General features: G+C 70.3%; 18 protein-coding genes. 2 read left to right on the forward strand and 16 right to left on the reverse strand.

From position 1 onward, the window contains the following. Positions 1 to 71: 71 nt before the first annotated feature. Entirely contained in the window at positions 72 to 731 is a 660-nt protein-coding gene (locus tag ACH4F6_RS32325) for a TetR/AcrR family transcriptional regulator (RefSeq protein ID WP_397963933.1), read from the forward strand. Here the strand turns inward: ACH4F6_RS32325 and ACH4F6_RS32330 are convergent. The 6 genes from ACH4F6_RS32330 to ACH4F6_RS32355 all read right to left on the reverse strand — a co-directional run bounded on the left by ACH4F6_RS32330 (position 715) and on the right by ACH4F6_RS32355 (position 8,414). Continuing rightward, positions 715 to 2,082 (reverse strand): phenylacetate--CoA ligase family protein, encoded by a 1,368-nt coding sequence (locus ACH4F6_RS32330; RefSeq protein ID WP_397963934.1) that lies wholly within the window; start codon positions 2,080 to 2,082, stop codon positions 715 to 717. The two genes, ACH4F6_RS32325 and ACH4F6_RS32330, sit on opposite strands and share 17 nt — an antisense overlap. Beyond that, entirely contained in the window at positions 2,079 to 3,740 is a 1,662-nt protein-coding gene (locus ACH4F6_RS32335; protein ID WP_397963935.1) for a carboxylesterase/lipase family protein, read from the reverse strand. The genes ACH4F6_RS32330 and ACH4F6_RS32335 overlap by 4 nt, the downstream gene beginning before the upstream one ends. Positions 3,741 to 3,774: 34 nt before the next feature. Next, positions 3,775 to 5,037, reverse strand: coding sequence for a choice-of-anchor Q domain-containing protein (locus ACH4F6_RS32340; RefSeq protein WP_397963936.1), 1,263 nt, complete (start codon positions 5,035 to 5,037; stop codon positions 3,775 to 3,777). A 1,797-nt stretch (positions 5,038 to 6,834) separates the two neighbouring features. Next, the gene (locus ACH4F6_RS32345; protein WP_397963937.1) at positions 6,835 to 7,167 is read right to left on the reverse strand and encodes a putative quinol monooxygenase; all 333 of its coding nucleotides are present in this window, start codon (positions 7,165 to 7,167) and stop codon (positions 6,835 to 6,837) included. Positions 7,168 to 7,335: 168 nt separating this feature from the next. Continuing rightward, a complete protein-coding gene (locus ACH4F6_RS32350; RefSeq protein WP_397963938.1) occupies positions 7,336 to 7,944 on the reverse strand; it encodes a TOBE domain-containing protein in 609 nt (202 codons plus the stop codon). 74 nt (positions 7,945 to 8,018) lie between these two features. Then, positions 8,019 to 8,414: an ATP-binding cassette domain-containing protein gene (locus tag ACH4F6_RS32355; RefSeq protein WP_397963939.1), complete on the reverse strand. Its 396-nt coding sequence runs from the start codon at positions 8,412 to 8,414 to the stop codon at positions 8,019 to 8,021. A 98-nt stretch (positions 8,415 to 8,512) separates the two neighbouring features. Here ACH4F6_RS32355 and ACH4F6_RS32360 point away from each other — a divergent pair, with 98 nt between their 5' ends. Further along, positions 8,513 to 10,291 (forward strand): tetratricopeptide repeat protein, encoded by a 1,779-nt coding sequence (locus ACH4F6_RS32360; RefSeq protein ID WP_397963940.1) that lies wholly within the window; start codon positions 8,513 to 8,515, stop codon positions 10,289 to 10,291. Positions 10,292 to 11,071: 780 nt separating this feature from the next. On the opposite strand, the gene ACH4F6_RS32365 is transcribed toward ACH4F6_RS32360, so the two are convergent. The 10 genes from ACH4F6_RS32365 to ACH4F6_RS32410 all read right to left on the reverse strand — a co-directional run bounded on the left by ACH4F6_RS32365 (position 11,072) and on the right by ACH4F6_RS32410 (position 24,583). Then, positions 11,072 to 11,650, reverse strand: coding sequence for a hypothetical protein (locus ACH4F6_RS32365; RefSeq protein ID WP_397963941.1), 579 nt, complete (start codon positions 11,648 to 11,650; stop codon positions 11,072 to 11,074). A 248-nt stretch (positions 11,651 to 11,898) separates the two neighbouring features. Continuing rightward, on the reverse strand, positions 11,899 to 12,939 hold the full coding sequence (locus tag ACH4F6_RS32370; RefSeq protein WP_397963942.1) for a thioesterase domain-containing protein: 1,041 nt from the start codon (positions 12,937 to 12,939) through the stop codon (positions 11,899 to 11,901). 5 nt (positions 12,940 to 12,944) lie between these two features. Further along, complete coding sequence (locus ACH4F6_RS32375; protein WP_397963943.1) at positions 12,945 to 13,715, reverse strand: hypothetical protein; 771 nt, start codon at positions 13,713 to 13,715, stop codon at positions 12,945 to 12,947. Further along, positions 13,712 to 15,448, reverse strand: a complete 1,737-nt coding sequence (locus ACH4F6_RS32380) for an amino acid adenylation domain-containing protein (protein WP_397963944.1) — start codon at positions 15,446 to 15,448, stop codon at positions 13,712 to 13,714. The genes ACH4F6_RS32375 and ACH4F6_RS32380 overlap by 4 nt, the downstream gene beginning before the upstream one ends. Before the next feature lie 31 nt (positions 15,449 to 15,479). After that, on the reverse strand, positions 15,480 to 18,605 hold the full coding sequence (locus ACH4F6_RS32385) for an amino acid adenylation domain-containing protein (protein ID WP_397963945.1): 3,126 nt from the start codon (positions 18,603 to 18,605) through the stop codon (positions 15,480 to 15,482). Beyond that, the gene (locus ACH4F6_RS32390; protein WP_397963946.1) at positions 18,602 to 19,828 is read right to left on the reverse strand and encodes a cytochrome P450; all 1,227 of its coding nucleotides are present in this window, start codon (positions 19,826 to 19,828) and stop codon (positions 18,602 to 18,604) included. Before ACH4F6_RS32390 ends, ACH4F6_RS32385 begins: the two co-directional genes overlap by 4 nt. After that, the gene (locus tag ACH4F6_RS32395) at positions 19,821 to 21,158 is read right to left on the reverse strand and encodes a condensation domain-containing protein (protein ID WP_397963947.1); all 1,338 of its coding nucleotides are present in this window, start codon (positions 21,156 to 21,158) and stop codon (positions 19,821 to 19,823) included. Before ACH4F6_RS32395 ends, ACH4F6_RS32390 begins: the two co-directional genes overlap by 8 nt. Positions 21,159 to 21,189: 31 nt before the next feature. Further along, positions 21,190 to 22,623 carry an amino acid adenylation domain-containing protein gene (locus ACH4F6_RS32400; protein WP_397963948.1) on the reverse strand — a complete coding sequence of 478 codons (1,434 nt, stop codon included), beginning with the start codon at positions 22,621 to 22,623 and terminating at the stop codon, positions 21,190 to 21,192. A 146-nt stretch (positions 22,624 to 22,769) separates the two neighbouring features. Then, complete coding sequence (locus ACH4F6_RS32405; RefSeq protein ID WP_397963949.1) at positions 22,770 to 23,756, reverse strand: alpha/beta fold hydrolase; 987 nt, start codon at positions 23,754 to 23,756, stop codon at positions 22,770 to 22,772. Positions 23,757 to 23,809: 53 nt separating this feature from the next. Next, entirely contained in the window at positions 23,810 to 24,583 is a 774-nt protein-coding gene (locus tag ACH4F6_RS32410; RefSeq protein WP_397963950.1) for a thioesterase II family protein, read from the reverse strand. Positions 24,584 to 24,801 lie beyond the last annotated feature (218 nt).

Raw genomic sequence — 24,801 nt, forward strand, 5'->3', positions numbered from 1 at the left:
GACCGTGCGGGCGCCGCGGCGGCGCGGAGTCCGAGGCACCGTCGGCCTGTCTCTCGTCTAGAGTCGGCCCTATGACGGAGGCACCGGCCCTGGACCGCGGCGCGCGGTCCCGTGACGCGATACTCGACACCGCCGGCGACCTGATGGCGCGCCACGGCTACGCCGCCACGTCCATCTCGATGATCTCCGCCGCATGCGGTCTGCCGGTCAGTTCGATCTACTGGCACTTCCGCAGCAAGGAGGGGATCTACGTCGCGGTGCTGGAGCGCGCCAGGACCGTACTGCTGGCGGCCCTGCCCCCGGCCGAGGTGCCGGGCGCCGACGTCGCGCAGCGTCTGGACACCTTTCTCACGGAGGTCGGGGTCGCCGTCCAGCGCCAACCGGGCTGCGTGAAACTGCTGTTGGGGCTGGGCCTGGTGCAGCAGGACGCCAGCGCTGCGGCCGTGGCCGAGGTGCGTCACTACCGCGACGAGCTGGTGGCCTGGGCAAGGGAGTCAGTGGGTTCCGTCTTCGCCCTGCGTGACCGTCCCGAGGTGGCGGACGAGTTGGCGCGCTTCACCCTGAGGATGGCGAGCGGAACCGCGGTGGCTCGTTGGTTCGAGCCGGACACGGTCCTGGAGACCGGACCGCTGCGCGTGGCGTTGCTGGCGCTGGCACGTCACCACGGCGTTCCGGTGGGGGACGTCCCTGGGGAGGACGCCCCCTCGGACGGCGTCACGACCAGGGAATGACGACCCGGTACTTACCGCCCGGAGACTGCTCGGGTGGCTCGTGGGCGCGTTCGACGCTCACCTGGCCCGCACCGTGGGCGGTGAGCAGGCCGGCCATCTCCTTTCGCACCGCCGTCCACAGCTGGTCGGCATCGGCTGCGGCGGCGGAGCGGAGCCGCACCCGCAGGCACGTGGGCGCCGTCTGGACGATCTGGAACAGGTCGATGCCCGGGATCCTCTCCAGGAGGGTCTCGAAAGCCATGGGCACGATACGCACGGTGCCGCCGTCACCGCGCGGGAAGGACAACAGGTCGGCCGCGCGGCCGCGCACCCTGATCGCGGGAAGCGGGTCCCCGCACGGACACGCGTCCGGACGCAGCAGAACGCTGTCGCCGAGGTCGTAGCGCAGGATCGGCTGCGCCCATCGGCACAGGCTGGTCAGCAGCACGGAGAGGGACTCCTGGCCCGGCGGCGTGGGGCGGTGGTCTGCGTCGACGGGCTCCAGGATCAGCCAGTCGCTGTGGACGTGGAGCCATCCGAACGGACAGCCGTAGGCCAGGGCGAGGCTCTCGTTGCAGCCATAGGTGTTGATCAGGTGTGCCCCGAAGGCAGAGCGGATCCTCTCGTGGTCGCGGTCACTGACCCCCTCGGCCAGCAGCGACACCACGGCCGGGCTGATGCGCAGCCGGCCGGCCAGCTGCTCGCCGGCCAACAACGCGATCACCGTGGCGTAGCCGGCCAGGAACACCGGGCGCTGCCGGTTGAGCTGGTCCACCAGCTCCGGCAGCGGACTGTGCACCGACAGCACCCGGCTGCCCCGGGCGGGCAGCCGACCGGCCGCGCGGGTGCGGATGATGACGGAGTACGCGGCCAGATGGCCACCGGTGGCCACGATGTGCGCCGACCGACCCCGATGAGCGAGCAACCGTGCCGTCACCATGGGGGTGAGGGTGCGCCCGGCGGCCCGCAACGACAAGGCCCTGACCACCGCCGCCGCGCGGTCGTCGAGCAGGAACAGGCCCCGATGGCCGGTGGTTCCCGACGTGGTGGTGACCAGGTATCGGCCGAGGAAGCGTTCGCCGGCCCGTCGGGGATCCGCGATGAAGGCCTGCACACGATCGATGGTCACCTCGGGATCGGTGACCCAGTCGTCGAAGTGCGCCATCAGGTTCGGCTTGCGGGTGACCGGCAGCAGGGCGGGATCCTCGACGCGCTCGGGCAAGGACCGGTAGAGCTCGCGGTAGTACGGGGAGCGGGAACGGGCGAAGTCGACCATCGCGGCCAGCCGTTCCCGCTGACGCTGCGCCAGGGCCTCCGGGCCCTGCCGCAGCGTCCGGCGCCCGTCCCGGAACAGGGCGAGTGCCGATGTCATCGCACGGCTCCCCGAGGAACGGGGGAGGGGTCCCAGAACGAGCAGTGGTGGTCGGCCGCGAACCCGGTGGTCGGGCCGACCCGCTCCGGTGCCAGCACCTGGATGCGGTCCCCGGCGGCCGTGTGGCGCGGCCAGGGCGGAGTCCCGGGCGCGTTGGGGTCACCGGTGGCGGCGAAGCGGGCCCAGTAGGCGGTCATCGTGGCGGACAGCCGCCGCTGGGCGGGCGTCAGGGGCGCCAGTGCCTCCGTGGGGAAGAGATAGGCCAGTTCGGAGGCGTGGAAGGCGCCCTGCGGCGTGTGCGGTGCCGGGATGAAGGGCGGTGCCTGGGGGTCGGCGAACTCGTAGGCATGGACGGGCGCCCGGGCGCCGTACAGCCGGCTGTCGGCCCGTGCCGGGCAGGCGAACCGCTGATCGGTGCCGACGGCGGAGTAGGCCAGATCGGGGGACGGATACGCCGAGGCGGGATACGTCTGCAGGACCGCGCCCGCACGGTTGCCGTACTGGAGCCTGATGAGGGCGGCGTACGAGTCGGGGGTCAGCGGGCCGCCGCCGAGCAGATCCACGTACAGCGCGGTGAAGTAGCGGTACTCGTCATGGGTGCTGCCGCTGAGCGTGGGGACGGCGTTCACGCGTCCCTCGGCCCACGCCGTGTCCGGAGGGCGCGGGAGGATCGGGGGACCGGTGTTGGGGGCCCACAGGGAGGCGGTCCCTGTCCCGGTGGCGCGGATGAGCTCGGTGGTGGGCACGGCACGCAGGCAGTGGGCCGCAGTCGTCGGATCGGTGCAGCCGACCGAGGCCGCGAAGCCGTTTCCCCGCCGTTCGGCCTCGTCGAGTGTGAGGGGCGTCAGACCGCCGCCCCCGGCGCAGGCTCCGCTCTGCTGGATCGCCCGGTGGAACAGGCCTTTCGCGGTCGGGGAGGCGATGTGGAGGCAGGTGTCCGCCGATCCGGCGGACTGGCCGCCGAGGGTGACCCGGTTCCGGTCGCCGCCGAAGGCGCCGATGGTGCGCCGTACCCAGTGCAGCGCGGCTTGCTGGTCCATCAGACCGTAGTCACCGGAGGCGTGGTCCGCGCTCTCGGCTGACAGGGCGGGATGGGACAGGAACCCCAGTGCCCCGAGGCGGTAGTTGACCGTCACCACGACCACACCCCGTGCGGCCAGCGCGGCCCCGTCGTAGTCGCTGCCGGCGCCGTACGCGTTCGCGCCGCCGTGCAACCACACCAGCACCGGGAGACGCCGGCCGCTGCTGCGGGCGGGTGTCCAGACATTGAGGTACAGGCAGTCCTCCACGGTGCTGCCGGTGCGGTTGGACTCGCCGGGCAGGACGGGGCCGCCGTCGGGCAGCAGCGTCAGCGGCAACTGGGGGCAGGGGTGGGCCGGGGCGGTGGCGTCCCGGGTGCCGGGCCAAGGCGCCGCGGGTCGCGGCGGACGCCAGCGCAGAACACCGGTCGGCGGGGCAGCGAAGGGGATTCCGTGGAAGACCCGCCCGCCGTCGCGGACGGCCGCGCCCCGCACCCAACCCTGGTCGGTGCGCACGACCAGGGTGTCGGGGCCGGAGGCGGCGCGGGCGGTGGGCGCGGGAACGGTCAGTGACAGCAGCAGGGCCGACAGGGCGGCTGTGGCGCGGGCCAGAGCGGGACGCAGGCTCGGGGCTCTCATGCGTAGCTCCAGGGGCCGGTGCGGGGGGCGGGGGTCACGGCGTTCGCTCGTAGGCGCCGATGTCGCAGGAAGCGCCCTGGGGACGCGCGACACCGCGCTGATCCGTGGCCGTGCAGTCCTTGCCCGCCTCCAGGGCGGGGCTGCCGGGCAGCAGGGCGACGGTGTCGGTGGGGCCGCCGTTGTCCGCGAGCGGTCCGATCAGCGCGGCACGGCTGGGCAGATCGCCGGCTGCGGCGAGTCGGCAGCTGCCGTCGCCGTCGAGGTTGTGCCCCTGCGACGTGATGGTGGCGAAGGCCTTCTTGCAGTCGGCGGGCGCGCCGTCGACGGTGTTGCCCGCGACGATGGAGTTGCGCAGCGTCATGCGCCCCAGTGGCAGATCGATGACATCGGGGATCGGTGAGGGCAGGCTGTCGAGGTAGGCGGGGGCGATGTTGATCCCGCCCCCGCCATCGCTGGAACGGTTCCCGGTGATGGTCGAGTTGAGGATCTCCACGGGTCCCCTGCCGCGGATGTCGATGCCTCCGCCGTAACCGGCGAGGCTGCCGGGGCGGTCACCGGGGTTCGTCACCCGGTTGTCCGCGATCGTCGAGTTGGTCACGGTGCCGGTGGCGTCGAACCTGATGCCCCCGGCCTCTCCCGCGACGTTCCCGCTGACGGTGCTGTCGACCAGATCGAGGTGCGAGCCCGGGATGTTGAAGATGCCGCCGCCGTAGCCGGCCGAGTTCCCGGTCACGGCGACCCGTCGCAGCGTCATGTGATGTCCGTTGGCGATCGCGCCGCCACCGGTGTCGGTGATGGGCAGTTCGCGTTGCCTGGTCACGCCTCCGGTGATCGTCAGATCGGACAGCCGGCTGTCCGCCTGCATGCGGAAGGCCCGGTCCAGGTGGTTGGCGTCGATGACCGTGGACCGTGCGCCGGCGCCCTTGATCGTGACGGGGGCGGCGACGTTCAGGTCGCCCGTGGTGGGGTCGGGGTGGTCGCCGATGATCAGCCGCGGGTCGGGCGGGATCGTCAGCCGGTAGTGGCCCGGAGGCAGCGTGATCGTACTGCCCGGCCGGGCGTTGGCGGCCATCACCGCGGCACGCAGGCTGCACGCGCCCGAGGCGGTGAGACACCGGCCGTCCGACCCGTCGGCGTCGACCGCGTCGGACGTGGTGTCCACGGTGAACTCCGCGGGCCCGGCGGCCGCGGGAGCGGCGGCACGGGCGACGGGACGGGCGGCGGCATGCGCGGCGGGATGTGCGGCGATGGCAAGGAGGACGACCGCGGTCGCGGCCGTGACGGCTGTGGATTTCATCGGGACTCCTTCGTGGACGCCCCGGCTTTCAGGCCGGGGAGGAAACGGACTCCTGCGGAGCGGGGCAGGGAAAGCCGAATCGGCGCCAGGGCGGTTCGGTGTCGCCGGCGATCGGCCGACGCGCCTGAGTCACGCGGAAACTGAGGGCATGTGAGGCGTGATGCAGCAGGTCCGGCGGGCGTTCGAGTACCGCTTCTGCCTCACCGACGAGCAGGCAGGCGAGCTGGGACGGTGCAGGACCTCAACGGGAGTCGTCCCGGACGGGGCAGTCGTCGGTGAAGCAGGAGGCCCAGCGGGCGACCGCTGCGACCCCCGGCCTCGAGGCGGTGAGGAAGTCAAGTGGAACCCCTCTCGGTGAGGAATTCAGGCGTACCAGGGCTCGGCTGCTGCGAGAACTTTGTGCTGGTGCGCGATGCGCGGCTCGTACGGGGAACGGCGTCGGCGCGGCCGGGGCGTGCCTCCCGGGTACCGTCCGCGGTCTGGAGCGAGCGTTCCATTCAGGCTGTCCTGTGTCCACCGGCGGACGGGGAAATGGCCGAATGGTGACGTCGCGGCGTCGGTGAGAGGAGGTCGGCCGGACGACCGACCCGTCGATGGCGTCCTGCGGGTCCGGTGAGCGAACGAAGCGAGGCGGCCACACGCCCCGCGACCAGGCGTGATGAGCAGCGAGAGGGCTCCCGTCGCAGTCATCTGGAGGCGGCGGTGGAGATTTTTGCGGAGGAGGGCTGTCCCGGGCCGACGGTGAGGTCGGCCGACGATCGTGCCGCGGTGAGCCGAGGCATGGTCGAGCACCGCTTCACCTCGCCGGCGAGGCTCGTGGAAGCCGTGGTCGCCGATATCCGTGAGACGTTCTTCGACGTGTTCCGGGCGTCGCCCGGATACGCGCGGATCAGTGGCTCGAAGCCGTACGGGCTGAGCTCGACCAGTTCTTCGCCCGGCGGGCCGAGCCCGGCCGGAGCTTCGGGCGCGCGCGTTGCCGGTGCTCCTCGTCGGGGCGGTCGGCAGCGCCGACGGGGTCAAGGCTGAACGGCCGAGCATCTCGGCCTTGGACGGAACGGTGTCGCGGAGGACATCCGGCGGGGATCGCGGACGGAAGCCCCCACCCGGACCTGGATGCGGTCGCGCAGGCGCTTTCCTGGCGGAGCGCTTCGCGCGCCCCGCGCTCCAGCGGTGTCAGCTGGACTCCACCCGCTTCCGCCCGACCGACATCGCACCGGCCGCCCACGAGGTGCTGGTGCCCTGGTTCACGTCGACGCGGGGCGACGACCGGGCTCCCGGTCGCCCGCGGACTCGCCGCTCCCCTTCGGCCGTGGCCGACCGGCCGGGATGGCGTGGGACATGCGGCACTGGGCCCGCCGTCCACCACCAGGCTCCGACCGTGAGGTGAGCGGCGCGGTCGGAGAGCGGGAACGTGACGGCTGCTGCGCCTTCCCGTGCGGTGCCCGTGGCCCAGCGCGATGCGCTCGAGGAAGGCTGTCCGGGACGCCCTCCCGGCCGAGGCCTGCCGCCCCATGGGCGTGTCGATCAGGCGGGGCGCGACCAGGTCGGCGCGGATCCGGCGAGCCGCGACCTCCCTGGCGACAGGGCGGGTGCGACGCTCTCGGGGACCTGCCGTCCCGTCGGTAGGTGAGTGAGCGTACGGGTGCTGTGCGGTCCGGGCCAAGGGCGCGTCCGCTGCGGCATGCGGCTCACGTGCGTGGCCGGCCTCCCGGCCCCCGGCCGCCCGCCCCGGGGACGGAGCGGGCAGCCGTGTCGGTCATGCCTGAGCGCGATGCTCGTTGACGCCCGGACGGGGGACTACGCCTTTCCCGGGACCGCCATCTCCCCGAGGAGCGACCAGTCGTCCTGGGGAACGGTCGCGTTGACGATGCGCGGCGTCTCGACCAGGTGCGGCGGCAGCGTCCGCTGTGCGGCCTTGAAGTGCGCGGACTGCACATGTGCGGCCCCGGCCTCGTCGTCGCGGAAGGCCTCGACCAGGACGTACTCCGTCGGGTCCGCCAGGCTGCGCGACCACTCGAACCACAGGCAGCCGGGCTCGTCGAGCGTCGCCCGGGTGAAGTCTGCGGTGATCTCGGGCCAGCGGTCGGCGTGCTCGGGACGGACCCGGAACTTGGCCGTGATGAAGATCATGGGATTCCTTCGCTGATGTCTGTGCGCCCAGCCCAAGGGCAGGCGGGCTGTCAGGAAAAACAGGGTTCAAGGCGACGCAATCGTACGAAAGCGGCTGGCCGGTGCCGACGAGCGGACTCCACGATTCCGCACGCGTCGCCGCTAGGGGACGGATCGTCGCGTCCCGAGTCACGACCGGAGGAGCAACTTGCCGTCCGCGTACGGAAGGACCTTGGCGCGCGGCAGGCGCACCAGGACGTTCTCGCCGACCGGAACTCCCTCCTCCCGGGGCCTCTTGGCCCTGACGGTTTGCCCGGCGACCTCCACCTCGAGCACGCGCTGCGCGCCGTGGTCGCTGACGTCCCGCAGCCGGCCGGGGAAGGTGTTGGGGCCGGGGTCCGTGACGATCTTGACGTGTTCCGGCCGGACGCCGACCTGGACCTCGGCCGTGCTCCGGGGGACGTCCCAGGCGACGGACAGCGGCCGGCCGCCCAGCGCGAAGGGCCCGTCGCCGCGGTCCGGTGTCAGGAAGTTCATCGCCGGGGAGCCGATGAAGCAGCCGACGCGGGTGGCGCTGGGTGCCTCGAACAACTGCTCAGGGGTGCCTTGCTGCACGGCGCGGCCGTCCTTCATGACGAGCAGCTCCTGCGCGAAGCTCATCGCCTCGTACTGGTCGTGTGTCACATAGATCACCGTGGGCCGGAACTGCTCGGTGATCTCTCGGATCTTGCGCCGCAGCGAGTGCTTCAGCTGCGGGTCGATGACGGTGAGCGGCTCGTCCATCAGGACGGCCGCCACGTCGTCACGGACCAGGCCGCGGCCGAGTGAGATCAGCTGCTTGTCGTCGGCGGTGAGCCCGCGAGCGGGCTGCTTCAGCCGGTCATGCAGGTCCAGGGCCTCGGCGACCTGCCGGACCTTGGCGTCGACCCTCGCCTTGTCCCAGCGCCGGCACTGCAGCGGGAACGCGAGGTTGTCGTAGACCGTCGTCGACTTGCAGATGACGGGAACTGGAAGACCTGGGCGATGTTGTGCGCCTTCGCGGGCAGGACGGTGACGTCGGCGCCGTCGAACAGCACCCGTCCCCGGGACGGTCTGACCAGGCCGGACAGGATGTTCAGCAACGTCGACTTGCCGCAGCCCGAGGGTCCGACCAGCGCATAGGTCTTGCCGGACTCGAAGGTCGGTTTCAGCGGCTTGAGAGCCCACCGCTCCTCCTCCACGCCCGGCGCGTACGCGTGCCCGACGTCGACGATGTCCAACTGCGCCATGTCAACGGCCTGACAAAGGTCTCGGAATCGGTGTGCGCCATGGTGCGCCGGGACGAAGATGAACACCGGCGAACACCGCACCACCCGGGGGCGAGCACGTGCACCAGGAACGGATCAGTCACACTCCGGACGCGGCTCTGACCGAACTGCGCAGGAGGCCGGCGGGCGGGCTGGCCAGGGCTGGGCTGAACAAGACGCAGGTTGCCCCGCGGACAGAGCTGAGCCGTACGACCGTGCAGCTGGCGTTCCAGGCCGACGGGCCGGTGCCGTCTGCACCGACGGTGACGGTGCTGGCCGGCGCGTTGGAACTGCCGGTGGGGGAGCTCCTGGCGCTGCAGCGGAGCGCGGCCGGCGGCGGGAACGGAGAACGGCCGGGGCCCGGCCGGCCGATCGGGCAGTGGGATCCGCACATGTTGGAGGTCCACCCGGCCGGCACCGCCCAGGACGGTTTCGGCCTGCCTCAGCAGCGGTTACTGCCCGGCTACGTGCGCCGCGAACACGACCGCCTTCTGGCGGAGACGGTGCGGGAGGCCGGACAGGGCCACAGCCGGATGCTGGTGTTGGCGGGCGAGTCCTCGACGGGGAAGACGCGGGCGTGCTGGGAGGCCGTGCAGCCGCTGGCGGAGCAGGGATGGCAACTGTGGCATCCCTTCGATCCCACCCGAGCGGAAGCCGCGCTGGAGGACCTGCACCGTGTCGGCCCGCGCACAGTCGTGTGGCTGAACGAGGCCCAGCACTATCTCGGCGACCCGTCGGCCGGTGAGCGGATCGCCGCGGCCGTGCACCACCTGCTGACCGACCCGCAGCGCGGACCGGTCCTCGTCCTGGGCACGCTGTGGGACGACTACGTCAAGCAGTACACCGCCCTGCTCACCCCCGGGGGGGGAGGATCCGCACAGTCAGGTGAGGGAACTGCTCGCCGGACGCATCGTGAACGTTCCCCCCCCGCCTTCGACCCCCGAGCCCTGGCCGCGGCGACGGCGTTGGCCGAGGGCGGTGACCGGCCGCCGGCCGACGCCCTCACCCGTGCCCGCGCCGGCGGACGCCTCACCCGGGACCTCGCCGGAGGCCCCGCGCTCCTGGAGCGTTACCGCACCGCCAGCCCGGCCGCCCAAGCACTGGTGGAAGCGGCGATGGACGCCCGCCGCCTCGGCGTCGGCCTGCACCTGCCGCAGGCCTTCCTCACCGACGCGGCCCCCGACTACCTGAACGACACCGACTGGAACCAGCTCACCGACGACTGGGCAGCGAAGGCATACGCAGAACTCGCCGAGCAGGTCCACGGCAAACAGGCCCCCCTGAGCCAGATCACCCCCCGACCACAACGACGCCCACCCGGCCCCACCACACCTGCCGACGCCCCCTCACCGCGACCATCGGGACCGGCATTCCGCCTCGCCGACTACCTCGAACAACACGGCCGCACCGGCCGCCGCCGCTTGTGCCCACCCGCCTCCTTCTGGCACGCCGCCCACACCCACCTCACCCACCCCGACGACCTGTACGACCTCACCCGCGCAGCCGAAGACCGGCACCGCCTGCGATGGGCCCACCACCTCCGGCTCCGCGCCGCCGGCCACGGCAGCACGAACGCCCTGTACCGACTGGCCGAACTGCGGGAGGCGGCCGGGGACGGAGAAGGCGCTGAAGCGCTGACCCGGCAGGCCACCGACCACGGCGACACCACCGCCCTGTACCACCTGGCCGAGCTGCGGGAGGAGGCCGGGGACGGGGAGGGTGCTGAAGCGCTGGCCCGGCAGGCCGCCGACCACGGCCGCACCGGCATCCTGGGCGTCTACGGGACAAGGGAAGTGCTCAAAAGGCTGTGGCCGTACGGCTTGGACCCGGACGGTACGCCGACGCCCCGATGGCAATGACCCATGTGCTGCCGGCCAGCACTCAGCGCATGTCTGATGCCTCGCAGACCTCCTGAACAATTGATGCCGCCGCGGCCCCTTCGCCCGGTCACGGTCCGACGCTTCCAGAAGGCCGGACCGAACCCGCCTGGCGGAACACCAGGGATCTGCCGGCGTTCGCCAGCCCATCAGATCTTGAAATCGGCGACCGTGCCTCTTGCCAGCCAGTCCTTGGCCTCCTCCGGCAGCAACACGACATCGACGAAGCTCCCCCACCCGGGCCGATGCCCACAAGGATCCCGATCGCGCCGGGCCGGGGAACACCGATCACCGGGCCCGCAAAGACCCGTCCGAAACGCAAGCCCTCGCGGATCCGCTCCCACGGGGTATCCACCATCACGCACGGATCACCGCATCCTCGTCCGGCCCGCAAACCCACCGGTAGCCACCTGCTGTATCGCACTGACGGGCCGCCCCACCGCCCAACACCGCCCTCCGCACGGCGGAACAGTCCGGCACGGGGCCGGGCGAGGGGACGGCATCCGCACCTCCAGCGGACCGCGAGCGGGGATGCGGCGTCGAAGCGAAAGCGCCGGTGCTGTTGGGCTTGGTGCGGCAGCGGCCCGTCCCTGCGCCACCGGCACCGCGCCCGGCTGCTGGCCGCCTCGCTGGGAGGCCGCCTCCTGTTGAAAATGGTGTCCGTCGCCCTGATCCTCACCGCACGACCTCGACGAGCTTGCGGACCTGGCGCTGTTCAGTCCGGCGAACAGGTCCACCCAACTGGTCCGGCGGCTGTACCCATCACGTTCGGCCCGCCGATGCCGGGCGGGACGTGACCCGCACCGGAAGGTCGTAGCGGCGACGGATGCTTGTTCCGAGCCTTGTGACATCCGTACCGTAGACGTGCAGAGAGGCCGTCGTGCTTTCCCCCACGCCGCGGACCTCATGGATGTCGCCGGGCGGGACGAGGTAGGCGACCTCGCCGGTCCGGTTCACCGCGATGTCGACGGGTTCGAGACAGGCAGAGCCACGGTCGTCGATCAGGCGGTAGCGGATCTCCTCCTCGGCGCCCTGGTAGGTGCCCACCACGCACCAAGAGACGTGGTCGTGTATGGGGGTGCTCTGACCCGGCAACCACACCAACGCAACGACCGAGAAAGAGCCGTCGGGCTCGACGTGCAGCACGTGCTGGCGGTAGGCGGACGGGTCGGGGGCCAGCTGATCGGCGGTCAGCAGATCGTCATGATGGAGGCAGTCGCCCACCAGGCCGGCGACCCGGCGTGCGACTGCTTCAGTGCCGGACCTCGGAGTGCGCAGCGCGTCTCGGATCTCCGTGACGAGGCGGCTCATCCGGGGCCGCAGGGTGGACGTCGTGGGCATGAATGGTGGCTCCTTCCCTCCAGGCGTGATCGCCCCGCGGATCTCTGGGTGGCTGGTCCTGCTCTCCCGCTGCTCCGCCGCACGCAGGCCGAGACACTGCTGTGCGGCACGAAGCCACGGTCCCGCGCCGGTCGGTCACGGCATCCGGGCACGTCCGGTCCGACCGGCTGCGATCCCGGTGTGGAATCGGCCTCGGAGCAGGATCGACGGGCGCCGCCGTGGAGCCGCTCCGAAGCGGTACGGGCGCGTCAGCGGTCGTCGAGCTCCGTCAGGACTTCCTCCACGGCCCGCAGTGTCGGCTCGTGGGCGATCATCTCGAAGTGATCGACGGGTACGTGGTGCTGCCAGAAGTCGGGCAGCCCGAGGTCCGGCCAGTCGGTCACCTCGTGCGGGGTCCGCTCCACGTCGGCCGGATCGTCCCGGTCGTCCGTCGAGAAGAGCCGCACCGGAAAAACCACCTGACGGGGCACGTAGCCGGAAATCGCCGCGCCGACCGACCCGAACACCTTCAGACGTGCCTCGAACTGAGCGAAGTCGGACTCCAGCGTGTCGGCATCGTCCGACGTCAGCAGACGGAACACCGAAACGGTGTCTGGTTCCTCGCCCTCGGGTACGGTCAGTCCCGCCTCGTCCACGATGGAGCGCAGCTTCTCCCGGGCACCGTCGGCCGCCTCCAGCGGAGGGCAGTACAGCGAAGTGTTCAGCAGCACGACCGAGCGCACGTCCCATCCTCGGCGGTCGAGCTCGCAGGCCAGCTCGTATGCGAGGATCCCTCCCACGCAGTAGCCGGCAAGGTGCAGGCTCCGCGGCGCCTCCGCCTTCTCCAGAACCGTCGCGAAGTCGTCCACGATGTCATCGAGCGTGGCGCAGGGCGCACCGTCGGCCGGGTCCAGGCCGCGGGCCTGCAGGCCCAGAACCGGGCGGTCAATGGGGGCGCCGCCGAGACGGTGCAGGCCCACGACTCCGCCGCTCGCGGCCGGCACCAGCAGCAGCGGTGTCCCTCGGCCGAATGCGTTGAGGGTGAGGACGCGGGTGTGCGGCGAGGAACCGCCCTCTCTGATCCGGGTGCTGAGTCCGCGGAAGGTGGGAGCCTCGAAGACCGCCTTCAGCGGAAGCTGTGTCCCGAGCGCGCCGCGCAGGGCGGAGACCAGCTTCGCGGCCAGGAGGGAGGTTCCGCCGGCGGCGAAGAAGTCGGTGTCGAGAGAGGCAGGTGGGTGGCCCAGCACACGCGACCACTGAGCCGCGACCACGGCCTCCGTGGCATCTCGTTCCACATAATGCTGTTGCACAGTGCTTACCTTTCTTGGGCGATCTCGGTGGCGACGGGGGACATCAGCAGCCGTTCGACCAGCGGTGTCACAGCACTGGTGCCGAACAGTTCGGCCGAGGACAGCCCGGTGTGGTGCAGCGAGCCCGCTTCCACCTCCGCACCGGCCGAATCCGTGCCGAGCAGGACGTGTCCGAACCTCGGCGGGTGTGGGCGTGGGCGGGGAGCAGCGGCGGAGAGCGTGAAGGAGAGCCAGGCACGCTGTCCCACCGTGAGCTCCTCGACGATGTCGGCGTCCAGGCCGGGCGCCGTCCGGGCGACGATCGAGTGCAGCAGTGAGCCGGCCGCCGCCAAGGCCTCATCCGCGGGTAGGCCGACGATGTCCGGGATCTCGTCCGGGCCGAGAGCGGCGTCCATGCCCGTTGCCAGGTCCAGCAGGAGTTCCCCTGGGGTCCCGGGGGCCGGGAGCACGGGGTCGAAGACGAGAACGGAGGTCTGCGGCACCCCCAGCCTTGCCGCCAGGAGCACTGCAAGTTCGGCACCGGAGCAGTAGGCGAGGACCGCGCGTGGCCGGGCGATGATCGACTCGGCCCAGTGTGCGGCCTGCTCCGCGAGGGTGGGCACCGAGTCGGCCAGCCCCGGGAAACCGAGCGGGTCGATCACTGTGCGGTGCGCGTGCGACTGCGGGGGCAGAATCCGGTCGAATGTCCGGGCGGGGATTTCGTTGCCGAACTCCAGGAGGAGGACCGGTCGTTCGGTGTCGTCGCCGCTGCGCAGGGGGGCGGGCATCTGGCTCATCCCCCGGTCCGCGACAGCTCGTCGACCCTGGCGGCCAGCTCGGCGAGGACGGGAAAGTCGAACACCGCCTGCAGACCGATCTGGATACTGAGCCGCTTTCGCACCTCACCGATCATCCGGGCGGCCAGCAGCGAGTGACCGCCGAGCTCGAAGAAGTTGTCACCGGGCCGGGGCTCTGTCCCGGCCAGGAGCTCCGCCCAGATCTCGGCGATGACCTGTTCGGCGGAACCCGGTGGGAATTGTCTCCGCGCCGGTTCGGCCGACTCCTCCGGAGCGGAGAGCAGGAGGAGGGCCGCGCGGTCGATCTTGCCGTTGGGGGTGAGGGGCAGAGCGTCCAGGACCCGGATCCGTGACGGGACCATGTAGGGGGGAAGCCGATCCGCCAGCGCCTCGTGCACGGTCCGCTCGTCCACCCCGCCCGTGCAGAACGCGACGAGAGTGCCGCCGGCGCCGTCGTCCCGCAGGACGACGGCGCACTGCTGCACTTCGGGCACCGCGAGGACGGCATGCTCGATCTCGACGGGTTCGATGCGGTTCCCCCGCACACTCATCTGCCGGTCCCGGCGCTCGACGAACTCCAGCTCGCCGTTCTCGGTCCAGCGGCAGACGTCACCGGAGATGTACCAGCGGGCGGCGTCGTCCGTACCGAGGAACTTTTTTGAGGTGAGTGCCGGATCGTTGCGGTAGCCGGTGGACAGCACCGTCCCGCCGATGAGCAGCTCGCCGGCGACGCCGGGCACGTTCACTTCGTCGCCTGCGGGGTCCACCAGCCTCACCAACGCCCCCGGGATCGGCGTGCCGATGACCGGCGGCCGGTCGGGCAGGTGATCGCCCCGCAGGTCATGACTGGCCGTCGTGACCACCGTGGCCTCGGTCGGACCGTAGTGGTTGTGGACGGTGGCCGGGAACGAGGGCGACGGCCGCACGCGCAACCGGTCGCCACCGGTGAGAAGGACGCGCAGCGTGTCGGGCGGCGACTCCAGGCGCAGCAGTTCCTCCGCGAGCGGCGTGCTCAAGAAGCACTGTTCGACCGCACCGGCCCGCAGGAAATCAGCGACGGCTTCGATGTCGGCACCTGGCGACCGCTCCGGCAGGAGCAGGGTCGCGCCGGCGGCGAGCGCGGCCCAGGTCTCCCAGACCGAGGCGTCGAAGCCGAGGCCGGCCAGGGCTCCCACGCGTGTGCCGGGGCCTGTCGCGTAGGTCTCCCGGTGCCACTGCAGCAGGTTCACCAGGCTCGCGTGCCCGACCTCGACGCCCTTCGGTGTCCCGGTGGAGCCCGAGGTGTAGATGACATAGGCGAGCGCGGCGGACGACGGGGCCGGTTCACGCATCGGATCACCGACGGCGCTGTCGATCGCGGCGACCGAGGAGGGCAGCCGGCCGAACAGGTCCGCGGACGCCAGGACCGCTGTCGGCGCCGCGTCTACCAGGACCGACGCGATGCGCCCGTCGGGCAGGTCCGGGTCGAGGGGGAGGTAAGCCGCTCCGGCGCGCCACGCGGCGAGCTGGGCGACAACACACCGTATGCCGCGCCGATGCAGCACGCCGATGAGGCAGCCCGGCTCGAATCCCTCAGCCTGCTGGATCCGCGTCGCCAGGTCACCGGCCTGCTGCCACAAGCCGCGGTACGTCAGGGTCTGCTCACCGCACTCGATCGCCGTGGCATCAGGATGGAGGTCGACGCGCAGCCGGATCAGTTGATCGGCGGTCAGCGTCTTGGGGCTTGTCTGCATGGGAAGGTGGAGCCCTTCAGCTGATAGTCGGTCAGGAAATCTGCGGATCGGACAACTTGCCGGAGACCAGAAGCTCCTCGTAGACCCCGGCGAGCCGGTGCATAAGGCCCTCCGCGACCTGATCCGCCCGGAAGCTGAGATCCACCCGCATCCCGCCGTCGGCCAGTGGCCAGACCTCGCAGACGATCTCGTGCATGGCGGCCGGCGGCGCCATGGACAGCGGTTCGACCGAGCAGCCGATGAACACCGGCTGCCGGACGGGTACGTTCTGGCAGGCGAACATGGTCTGGTACAGGGGGTTACGGCCGGTGCGGGGCGGGCTCACCGCAGCCACCACCTGATCGAACGGCACGTCTTGGTGGGCGAAGGCCCCCTCCACGATCGGCCGCGCCGCCTGGGCCAGCTCCCTCAGATCCACCGCGCCGAGGCGATCAGGCAGTCGCAGGCACACCACGTCGACCAGACAGGAGACGGCCGTCATGGCACGTGGCCCGGAGCGCCGCACCAGCGGGACTCCGACACCGAAGTCCTCCTGTCCGGTGACGGCGGCGAGCGATGCCGCGTAGCCGGCCAGCAGGGGGAGGAAGACGGTGGAGGCGAGTTCACCGGCCTCCACCCGCAGCCGGGCGGACACAGCCGCGTCGACGGTGAACCCGACCTGGCCGTGACGCCGACCCTGTTCCGACGACGGTGCCGGTAGCCGGAGGTCCGGCAGGCCTACGAGCAGGTCTGTCCAATACCGCAGTTGCGCCCCGGAGTCCTGTGACTCGGCGAGCTGTGCTGCTTCGTCGGCAATGTCACGGAGCGTCGGGGGAGTGTCGTCGAACTGTGGTGTCTCGCCCCGGCTGCGGGCCCTGTAAGCCCGCTCCAAGTCCGCCACGATCAGGTCCTGAGACCAGCTGTCGACGGCGATGTGATGGATGGTGAGGCCGAGGTGCGCCGTCCGGTCGTCCACCGGGGCGTACACGCACCGCCACACCTGCGCGTCCTCGATGTGCAGCGGTCGGTTCAGTTCCCGTGCCATCGCGTCGGCCGCGCGCTCCGACGTGCCGCTGGGGGCGAGAACTTGGACACGCGTGCGTCTGACGGTTCCGGGTGGCTCCGCCACCGGCACGGGGTCGAGGACGTAACGCGAGCGCAGCGCTTGGTGACGCTGCTGGACGTCGTTGAGGGAATCCTCCAGCGCCGACGGGTCCAGCGGGCCGGTGACCTTCCACACGAGGTGGCACAGAGCCGTCGAGTCACTTGGGTCCAGTTCATGCAGCAAGCTGAAGTGCGCTCGCATTCCCCTCAGTTGAACGCGGTGAGGGCCAACTCCGTCGTGGCTGTCCGGCTGGCAGGAGTCCGGCTCACTACCGGAGCCGGAGCGCTCTTCCAGCCATGCGGCAAGGCCCTCGACGGTGGGTCGGCGCAAGAACGCGGAGACCGGAACAGTCACTCCTGTGCGGGCGGTCAGCCGGGCGCAGAGCCGGATGGCGTCGATGGACGTACCACCCATGAGTGCCAGCGGAGCGTCGGTCGCCACGCCCGGCCCCAGGAGTCGGCGGAACTCGTCGAGCACCACGGCCCCCCAACGCCCCCCGGGCGCTTTCGTGAGTTCCGCCGACGAGTTCGCGGCAGCTTCTGTGGGCGCGGCGGCCGACGCGAGCAGGCTCGCGGTGTCGGTCTTCCCGTTGGGCATGAGCGGGACCGTGTCGAGCCTCCGCACCTGGTCGGGTACGCAGTAGTCAGGCAGCTCGGCCGCGAGGCGCGCGCGGACCGCAGTAGGGTCGGGGACTGTGCCCATCTCGCCGGGCTCCGCCACGTAAAACAGGACCATCCCGGTGTACGAGCCCTCCGGCCCGGGGACCGGCACGGCGACCGCCTGCTGCACCCCGGGCAGGTCGTGGCAGACGTTCTCGATCTCCTGAGGCTCGATTCGCCGGCCCCGAACCTTGACCTGGCGATCGCCGCGGCCGACGAAGTGAAGAAGTCCGTCGGCCGACAGATAACCCAGGTCTCCGGACCGGTAGAGCCGAACAGCCGTGCCGTCGACCTCTGCCGACACGAACCGGTCCGCTGTTTCCTCCGGAAGGCCCAGGTACTCGGTGGCAAGGCCGTCGCCGCCGATGCAGATCTCTCCCGTCTCTCCCGGTGCGCAGAGCCGGGCGTCCCGCATCACGTGGACCGTGGTGCGGGGCACTGTCCGACCGAGCGGGATGCCGTCCGGGCGTTCGGTGTCCTCTTCCCGCACGTCGTGGGTGGTAGCGAAGACACAGGACTCGACCGGGCCGTAGCCGTTGGTCAGCCGCACCGACGGATGGGCCCTCAAGAACTGCCGCACATGGCGCGGGGACAGCCGCTCGCCGCCCGTCATGACGTGCCCGATGCCCAGGAAACATGCCGGGTCCTCAGCCACGAACGCATGGAACAGGGAGGTGGTGAGAAAGACCGTGTCGACGCCCTGTTCGCGTACGAGCGCGGCGAGGCCGGACGGGAGCAGGTACTCGTCCTCCATCAGAGCCACGGTGCCGCCGCTGACCAGGGGCCCCCACACCTCCATGCTGGCCGCGTCCCAGGGCAGTGCGGCCGACGCCGCCGTGACGTGGCCCGGACCGAAGTCGGCGAAGCTGTCGGGCCGGAAGAGCCGGGTCGTCGCCCTGTGCGGGGTGACCACGCCTTTCGGGACACCGGTGCTGCCTGATGTGAAGAAGATGGTTGCCTCGTCGCCGCCGTCGCACACCGCCCGCGGAGCCGGGCGCCCGCTGCGCAGGGCTGCATCGAGCGGAAGCCCGTCCGCCCGCCAGACCGGCACGCCCAGATCACCGAGAGCTCGGTCCAGGACGGTGACCGGCGGCTGGAGGCGCTCTACGACAGACCGCAGCCGTTCCTCGGGCCAGCGCGGGTCCAGCGCCGCGTACGCCGCCCCGCACTTGAGGACCGCCAGAATGAGGGCCACGTACTGGGGGGTGCGTCCGGTCAGGACCGGCACGCGGTGTCCCTCGGCCACCCCTCGGCTGCGCAGTTCGGCGGCGTAGTCGTCGCTCGCGGCGTCCAGCTCCCGGTACGACAGGCGCACCCGGCCCTGCACCAGCGCCGGCCGCTCGGGAAAATCGCGCGCCTGCCGGGTCACCGCCTCGTGGATGAGTTCTCCGCACGCGTAGGGGTGGGGAGTCATATCCGCTCGCCTTCGGTTCTCCGGTGTACCACGAGATGCTCCAGGACCGTGATGCCGTGATGGGAACGAGTGGTGGGAGCACCCGACAACTCCATCGCGCTCCAGCGGGCGGCGAGTCGTTCGAGGGTGACCTCGGCCTCCAGCCGGGCGAGTGCCGCTCCCAGGCAATAGTGGACGCCGTATCCGAAGGTCAGGTGCCGCCCGATGCGACGGTCGGTGTCGAGCAGATTCGGGTCCTCGAAGACGGCCGGATCACGGTTGGCCGCCCCGAGCATGATCAGCACCAGGTCTCCGGGTGCGATGCGCTTACCAGCCACCGTGACCGGGCGGGTCGCGAACCGGGCAACCTGCTGGACCGAGGTGTCGAAGCGCAGCAACTCGTCCACTGACATGCGTGGTTCCGCTTTGCGGACGGCGTCCCAGGCCCCGGCGTGGAGGGCGGCTCGTACGGCCTTGCCGATGAAGGTGGACGTCGTCTCGAAGCCGGCATAGATCAGCAGACTCGCCGTGGCCCACACGTCCTCCGAGGCGATCACCCCGCGCCGTTGCGCCTCACGGAGCAGCCACAGGCCCGAGTCTTCGGGCACCTCCCCGTTGAGTGCCTGGTCGACCGCCGTGGTGACCTCTCGCAGCGCGCTGTGCCCCCGGGTGACCACCTCGGGGAGGTAGTCGGCAACCAGCAGGGCGGCTATGTCGGGTGCCCAGACAGCCAGACGGGGTGCGACCTCCTGCGGCAGCCCGATGATGCGGCAGATGACCCGGCTCGACAGCGGCGCTGCGAGATCGGCGATGACATCGAGTGCCTCGCGCTGCGGTGCCAGCAACTCGTCGACGGTCTGCTCGACGAACGGGCGCAGTCGCGCCAGGCTCCGGGCCGTGAAGAGGGGCGCGACGACACGCCTGGCCTCGGCGTGCACCGGATCGTCGGTGAACATGAACCACTTTCGCACCAGTTCCGAGGTGCGGTTGGTGTCCGAGGCGTGCAACGGCGTCCTGCCGCGCTCGGGCCAGGCGGATGACAGCTGCGGGTGGCGTAGCAGCTCCGTGGCCTCTTGAAACCCGGTGACCAACCACACCCCCAAGTCCTCGTCCCACCGCACCGGCTCGTCCGACCGCAGGTGCAGGTAGTCGATACACGGGTCGGGCTGTGTGCGGCCGGTCGTCTGGTAGGGACACCGTCCCGGCGTTGGGATGCCCGGTGCCGTCCGTTCCCGATCACTCATGGTCGACGGTCCGCAGTCCTGGTTCCCTGGACAGACTGACCTGCCGCAGCGGTGCCAGGCTCATCTCTGCCAGCGTGTCAGGCGTGTCGTCCGCGAGGTTCACCAAGGCGGCCTCCGTCGCGGTGAGGAAGCGGCCGACCGCCTCGGTGCCCAGGTAAGCGTCGCTGGCAGTCAGGGAGAGGTAGAGCCCCGCGCCCATGGAAGCCCTGAGGTTGAAGCTCGGGCCTCCCTGCCAGGCGTCGTCGAACCACTCGACGTCGTCCAGCGCCGGCGAGCCCGTAGCCGGCGGCTCGGCGATATCGCCGAGGAAGTTGAAGTAACAATCGAACTGCAGCGGGTCCGGGTTGGCATGCTCAGCCTCGGTGAGGCGACGGCGAAGCTCGTCGATGCTGTAGGCGCCGTACAACAGCCGCTCCAGGCTGCGCAGGTAGAGGGTGCGCAGGAACACGTCCGGGCTCGACTCGCGGCGTGCCTCCACCGTGATCGGGGCGAGCTGGTTCATGCTGCTGAGCAGGCCTTGCCAGCGCTTCTCGGCGCGGTTGCCCGCTAGCAGTCCGAAGGTGGCCCGCTCGCGGTCCTTCAAGCGGCACAGCACCAGTGCTGACGCACCGAAGATCACGGACTGCACGGACACGGAGAGGCGCTCGGCCACACGGTGCGCGGCTGTCAGGGCACGCTCCGAGTAGAGCGCCGCCCGGACCCGCCGACTGGCGTCACCGCCCTGTCGGTCCTCGTCGACGAAGCCCTGCCATTCCTCGAGCCAGTACTCGATCGTCTGCTCGCGCTGATCTGCGTCACCGTGCTGTTCCAGGGCGAGCTCCAACGGCTGCGGCGGGTCGGGCTGCAACGTGCCACCGGCCATAAGCGTGGCGAATTCCTGCTCCAGCAACGCGCAGGCGGCGCTGTCGGCGGCCAGGTGGTGCACCACACAGACCAGATATGTGGTGGCGCCTTCGTGCATGCCGACCGCAGCTCGCCAGGAGTGTTCGCGGTCGATGTGGATCTCCTGCTTCGCCCAGTCGGCGGCCGCGTTCAGCGCGGCGTCCTCAGTGGCGTCGGCCAACTCCACGGTATCGAGCTCGAAGGGCTCGAAGGGTCGCACGGTCTGAGTCGGCTGCGTCGCTCCGCGGTCGTAGACGGTGCGCAAGGCCTCATGTCGTTCGACCAGCCGGGCCCAGGCCGCGACCGCCGTCTCCTTCGACGTTCCGGGCGGCAGCGGGAGGACGAGCGGCAGGTTGCCGTCGCTCTGCTCGTCGGGACCGGAGAGGTCGAGGTCCCTGATGACCGACAGTTGCCCGAAGGTCATCGGAGCGGTCTTCTCCTGGTTCACTCGTTTCCTCCATGAGGTGGGGATGTCTGTGTCATTCGCTCGCCAGGAGCACGCGGTCGACCTTTCCGGCCGGGGTGCGCGGCAGGACGTCCCGCACGGCGATCCGGCTGGGCAGGTGGCTGGCCGGCAGGCGTTGCGCCAGCCACTGCCTGAGGGCCCGTTCAGCCGGGGCGTCCCCGCGGGTGGTCACGAAGACCGCGATCGACGAGTGGTCCGGCCGGCCCGCGTCCTTGAGCACCGCCGCTGCCGAGGTCACGGCCGGGTGCTCCTCCAGCACGGCTTCGATCTCGCCGAGCTCGATGCGGTGTCCGCGCAGCTTGATCTGGTCGTCCATCCGGCCGAGGTACTCCAAGGAACCGTCGGGCCGGTAGCGGGCGCGATCGCCGGTGCGGTAGACGCGCCGGGTGATACCGTCCGGCGCCGCCACCACCGGGAAACGCTCCGCTGTCAGGTCCGCGCGGTCGAGGTAGCCCCGGGCGAGGCCGGACCCGTACAAGACGATCTCACCCATCTGCGCGGCCGTCGGCTGCGAGTCCGTCGCCACGCCGTCCGAAGCGGCCTCCAGGTAGAGGCCGACACCGGCCAGCGGCTCACCGAGGGAGATGGCGTCCGGTGACTCAACTCGCGCCGCCGTGACCCATATGGTCGCCTCGGTCGGTCCGTAGAGGTTCCAGAGCTCGGCGCAGCGCGACAGCAGCCGACGGGCGAGTTCGGGTGTCAGCGCCTCCCCGCCGCACCAGACGACGGTGTCGGGGGCGCCGGACCAGTCCGCAGCGATCATCATGCGCCAGAAGCTGGGCGTGGCCTGGACGACCTGAGGGCGGTGCATTGCCATGAAGTCTTCGAAAGTGCCGGGGTCGTAACGTACGTCGTCGGGCATCGTCGCGAAGGATGCACCGACGGTCAGCGGCAGCAGGAGCTCTGCCATGCATATGTCGAAGGACATGGCGGTCAGTGCGGCGATCGTGTCGCCCTCCCGCAGTCCCGGGGTCACCGCGAGCCCGGCCAACCGGTCCAGCAGCGCGGCGTGGGGGACCAGCACCCCTTTGGGCCGGCCAGTCGAACCCGACGTGTACATCACGTAAGCGATGTCGCTCATGGTGGGCTCGCGGCTATCGGGCAGTGACTCCAGATCGAAGGCGCACTCTGCGGTCTCCGTCAGGAGCAGGGCTGGTCGCGCGTCTGCAAGGATCCGTGCGCGATGGGCGGAGGGGCTCTCCCGGTTCAACGGGAGCACGGCACATCCGCCGGCGGCTGCGGCGAGGATGCCGACCACTCCGCTGGCCTGGCCCTCGGCGTCGAGGGCGATCAGGGAGCCGGCCGGCGTCCGGCCAAGGATCGATTCGCGAAGAGCGTCCACCAGGGCCGAGAGCTCTCGGTAGGTATACGTGCGGGTCGCCCGGACGGCCACCGCTTCGGGCGTGCGGGCCGCTTGGGCCTCGAAGGCATCTCGGATCGTCGTCATGAGGTCAGCTCTTTGAATAGGAAGGGATACCGCGTGAACAGAAAAGCGCACGACACAGACACGCCGACCTGCTGGCGAGGGCACGACCTTCGACCCATCTCGCCGTTCACGGATACGGATCTTGAGAAAATCAAAATGTAGGCAGATCACCCGTCGGCGTCATCTGTCAGATATCGAGTCACCCCTGCCAGCAGCTCCGACTGGGAATCCCGTAGGAAGAAGTGATCGCCAGCTATCTCTTCGACCGAAAAGCCATCGTCACTGTATGAATTCCACGCTTCGGCCGCGTCCCGATCGACATCCTCGTCATCTCTCCCGTAAAAGGAAGTGATAGCACAGTTCAGGGGTTCTGCGCGAGGTGCCTTGTAATGGTCAAGGATGATGTAATCGGCTCGAATGACCGGGATATAGAGCTCCATGAGCTCGTCGTTCTCCAGTAGTTCCTCGGGTGTGCCCCGCAGCTGTCGCAGACGGCGCACGAACTCCTCGGCCGGCAAGTCATGGCTGGGCTCGTCGGGGACGGCCAGGTGGGGCGCCGGGCATCCGGACACCAGTAGCCGCCGGGGTGCCGGGAAACCCAGCGTGCGAAGGTGTCTGGCAAGTTCGAAGGCGAGAACTCCACCGAAGCTGTGCCCGAAGATCGCATACGGCGTCTGACGCGCCTGCTGCACATGTCCGGCCAGGTCGTCGAGCAGCTCACTCAGATCGGACTTCGCAGGCTCGGACCAACGGGTTCCCCGTCCCGGCAGTTCCAACGGCACCAGCGTCACCCGTGAGGGCAGCTCGTCCTGCCATGGTGCGTAGATCCGGGCCGAGCTGCCCGCGTACGGCAGGCAGTACAGGTTCAGCACGGACGCCGGGCCGGCGTCGCGGGCAGCCTCCTGCCGCCCGCGGAGCGCCCGCAGTCCGAGCAGCCCGCGCACGGTCGGGTTCTCGTGGATCTCTTTGAGGGAGATCCGGCGGCCCAGCGCCCCGGCGAGCCGACGCTGGAACTGCACCGCCAGGATCGAATTGCCCCCCGCCTCGAAGAAGTTCTGCTCGTCGGACTCAGGGACGCGCTCGAGGGTGTCGAGCCAAGCCCGCAGGACGGCCTCTCGGCATGCTCTTGCTTCTTGATGCGCTTCGGTGGTCATGACGACGCCTTCGCAACGTGGGGTGGACTGATCAGGGCCTGCCGCCGATCGGCTCAGGCGGAGAGCTCCGCCGAGGACAGCCGGCTGCCGATCTCGGACAGCAGCCGGACCCGCGAGGAGTGCAGGAAGAAGTGGTCGCCCGGCAGAACCAAGGTCTGCGATCCGTCCGGCAGGTCGTCCACCCACCGCTCGAGTTGCTCCCTGCTCACCGCCGGGTCCTCCGCGCCGCCGAACACGGTGGCCCTGCATGCCGGAGCGGTGCCGCGGACGAAGCGGTAACGCGACAGCATCGCGTAGTCGGCGCGGACCGCAGGCAGAAACAGGCGCATGAACTCGTCGTTCTGGAGGATTTCCTCAGGAGTGCCGTTCATCTCTCGTAGCGCGGCGACCAACTCCCGGTCCGAGAGCGCGTAGAGGTCCCGTCGCCCATCGTGCAGCGTCGGCAGCGCTCGGCACCCGGAGAGGAACAAGTGCTCCGGCTCGACACCGTGGTCATCACGCAGCGCGCGGGCGACCTCCCAGCAGACCACCGCTCCCAGACTGTGCCCGAACAGCGAAAACGGCTCGCTGGAGAACTCCAGAATTTCGGGGACAACTTCGCGCAGGACCACGGCGATATCGTCGACCGGAGTCTCGAAGAGCCGGTCCTCGCGACCGGGAGGCTGGACCGCATAGACATCGACCTCCTCCGGGAGCAGCTCGGCCCAGCTTCGGAAAGTCGACGCGCCACCACCCGCATAAGGGAAGCAGAAGAGTCGGATCCGCCCCCCTGAGCCCATTCCGGACAGTCGCCGGGTCCAGGGAGCCGATTTTCTTCCGACATTCATCCACTCCTCCGCACCATCTTGGGCTGCAGCGCACACGGTCGAGTGGCACGAAACCCGAGCAGGCCCCGTTCTGTCAATCAACAGAAAGACGACTGAAAGATTCGTGAAAGACGTGTGACGCAAGCCACACTGCAAGTGGTTGTCGGTAGATCACAATCGGGCTAACGTCCCTCGAGTTCGATCTCCGACTGGCGATACGGTCGAGGGATTCGCGAACA

The sequence above is a fragment of the Streptomyces sp. NPDC017936 genome (genome assembly GCF_044328485.1).
In the GTDB taxonomy this organism is placed as follows: Bacteria; Actinomycetota; Actinomycetes; order Streptomycetales; family Streptomycetaceae; genus Streptomyces.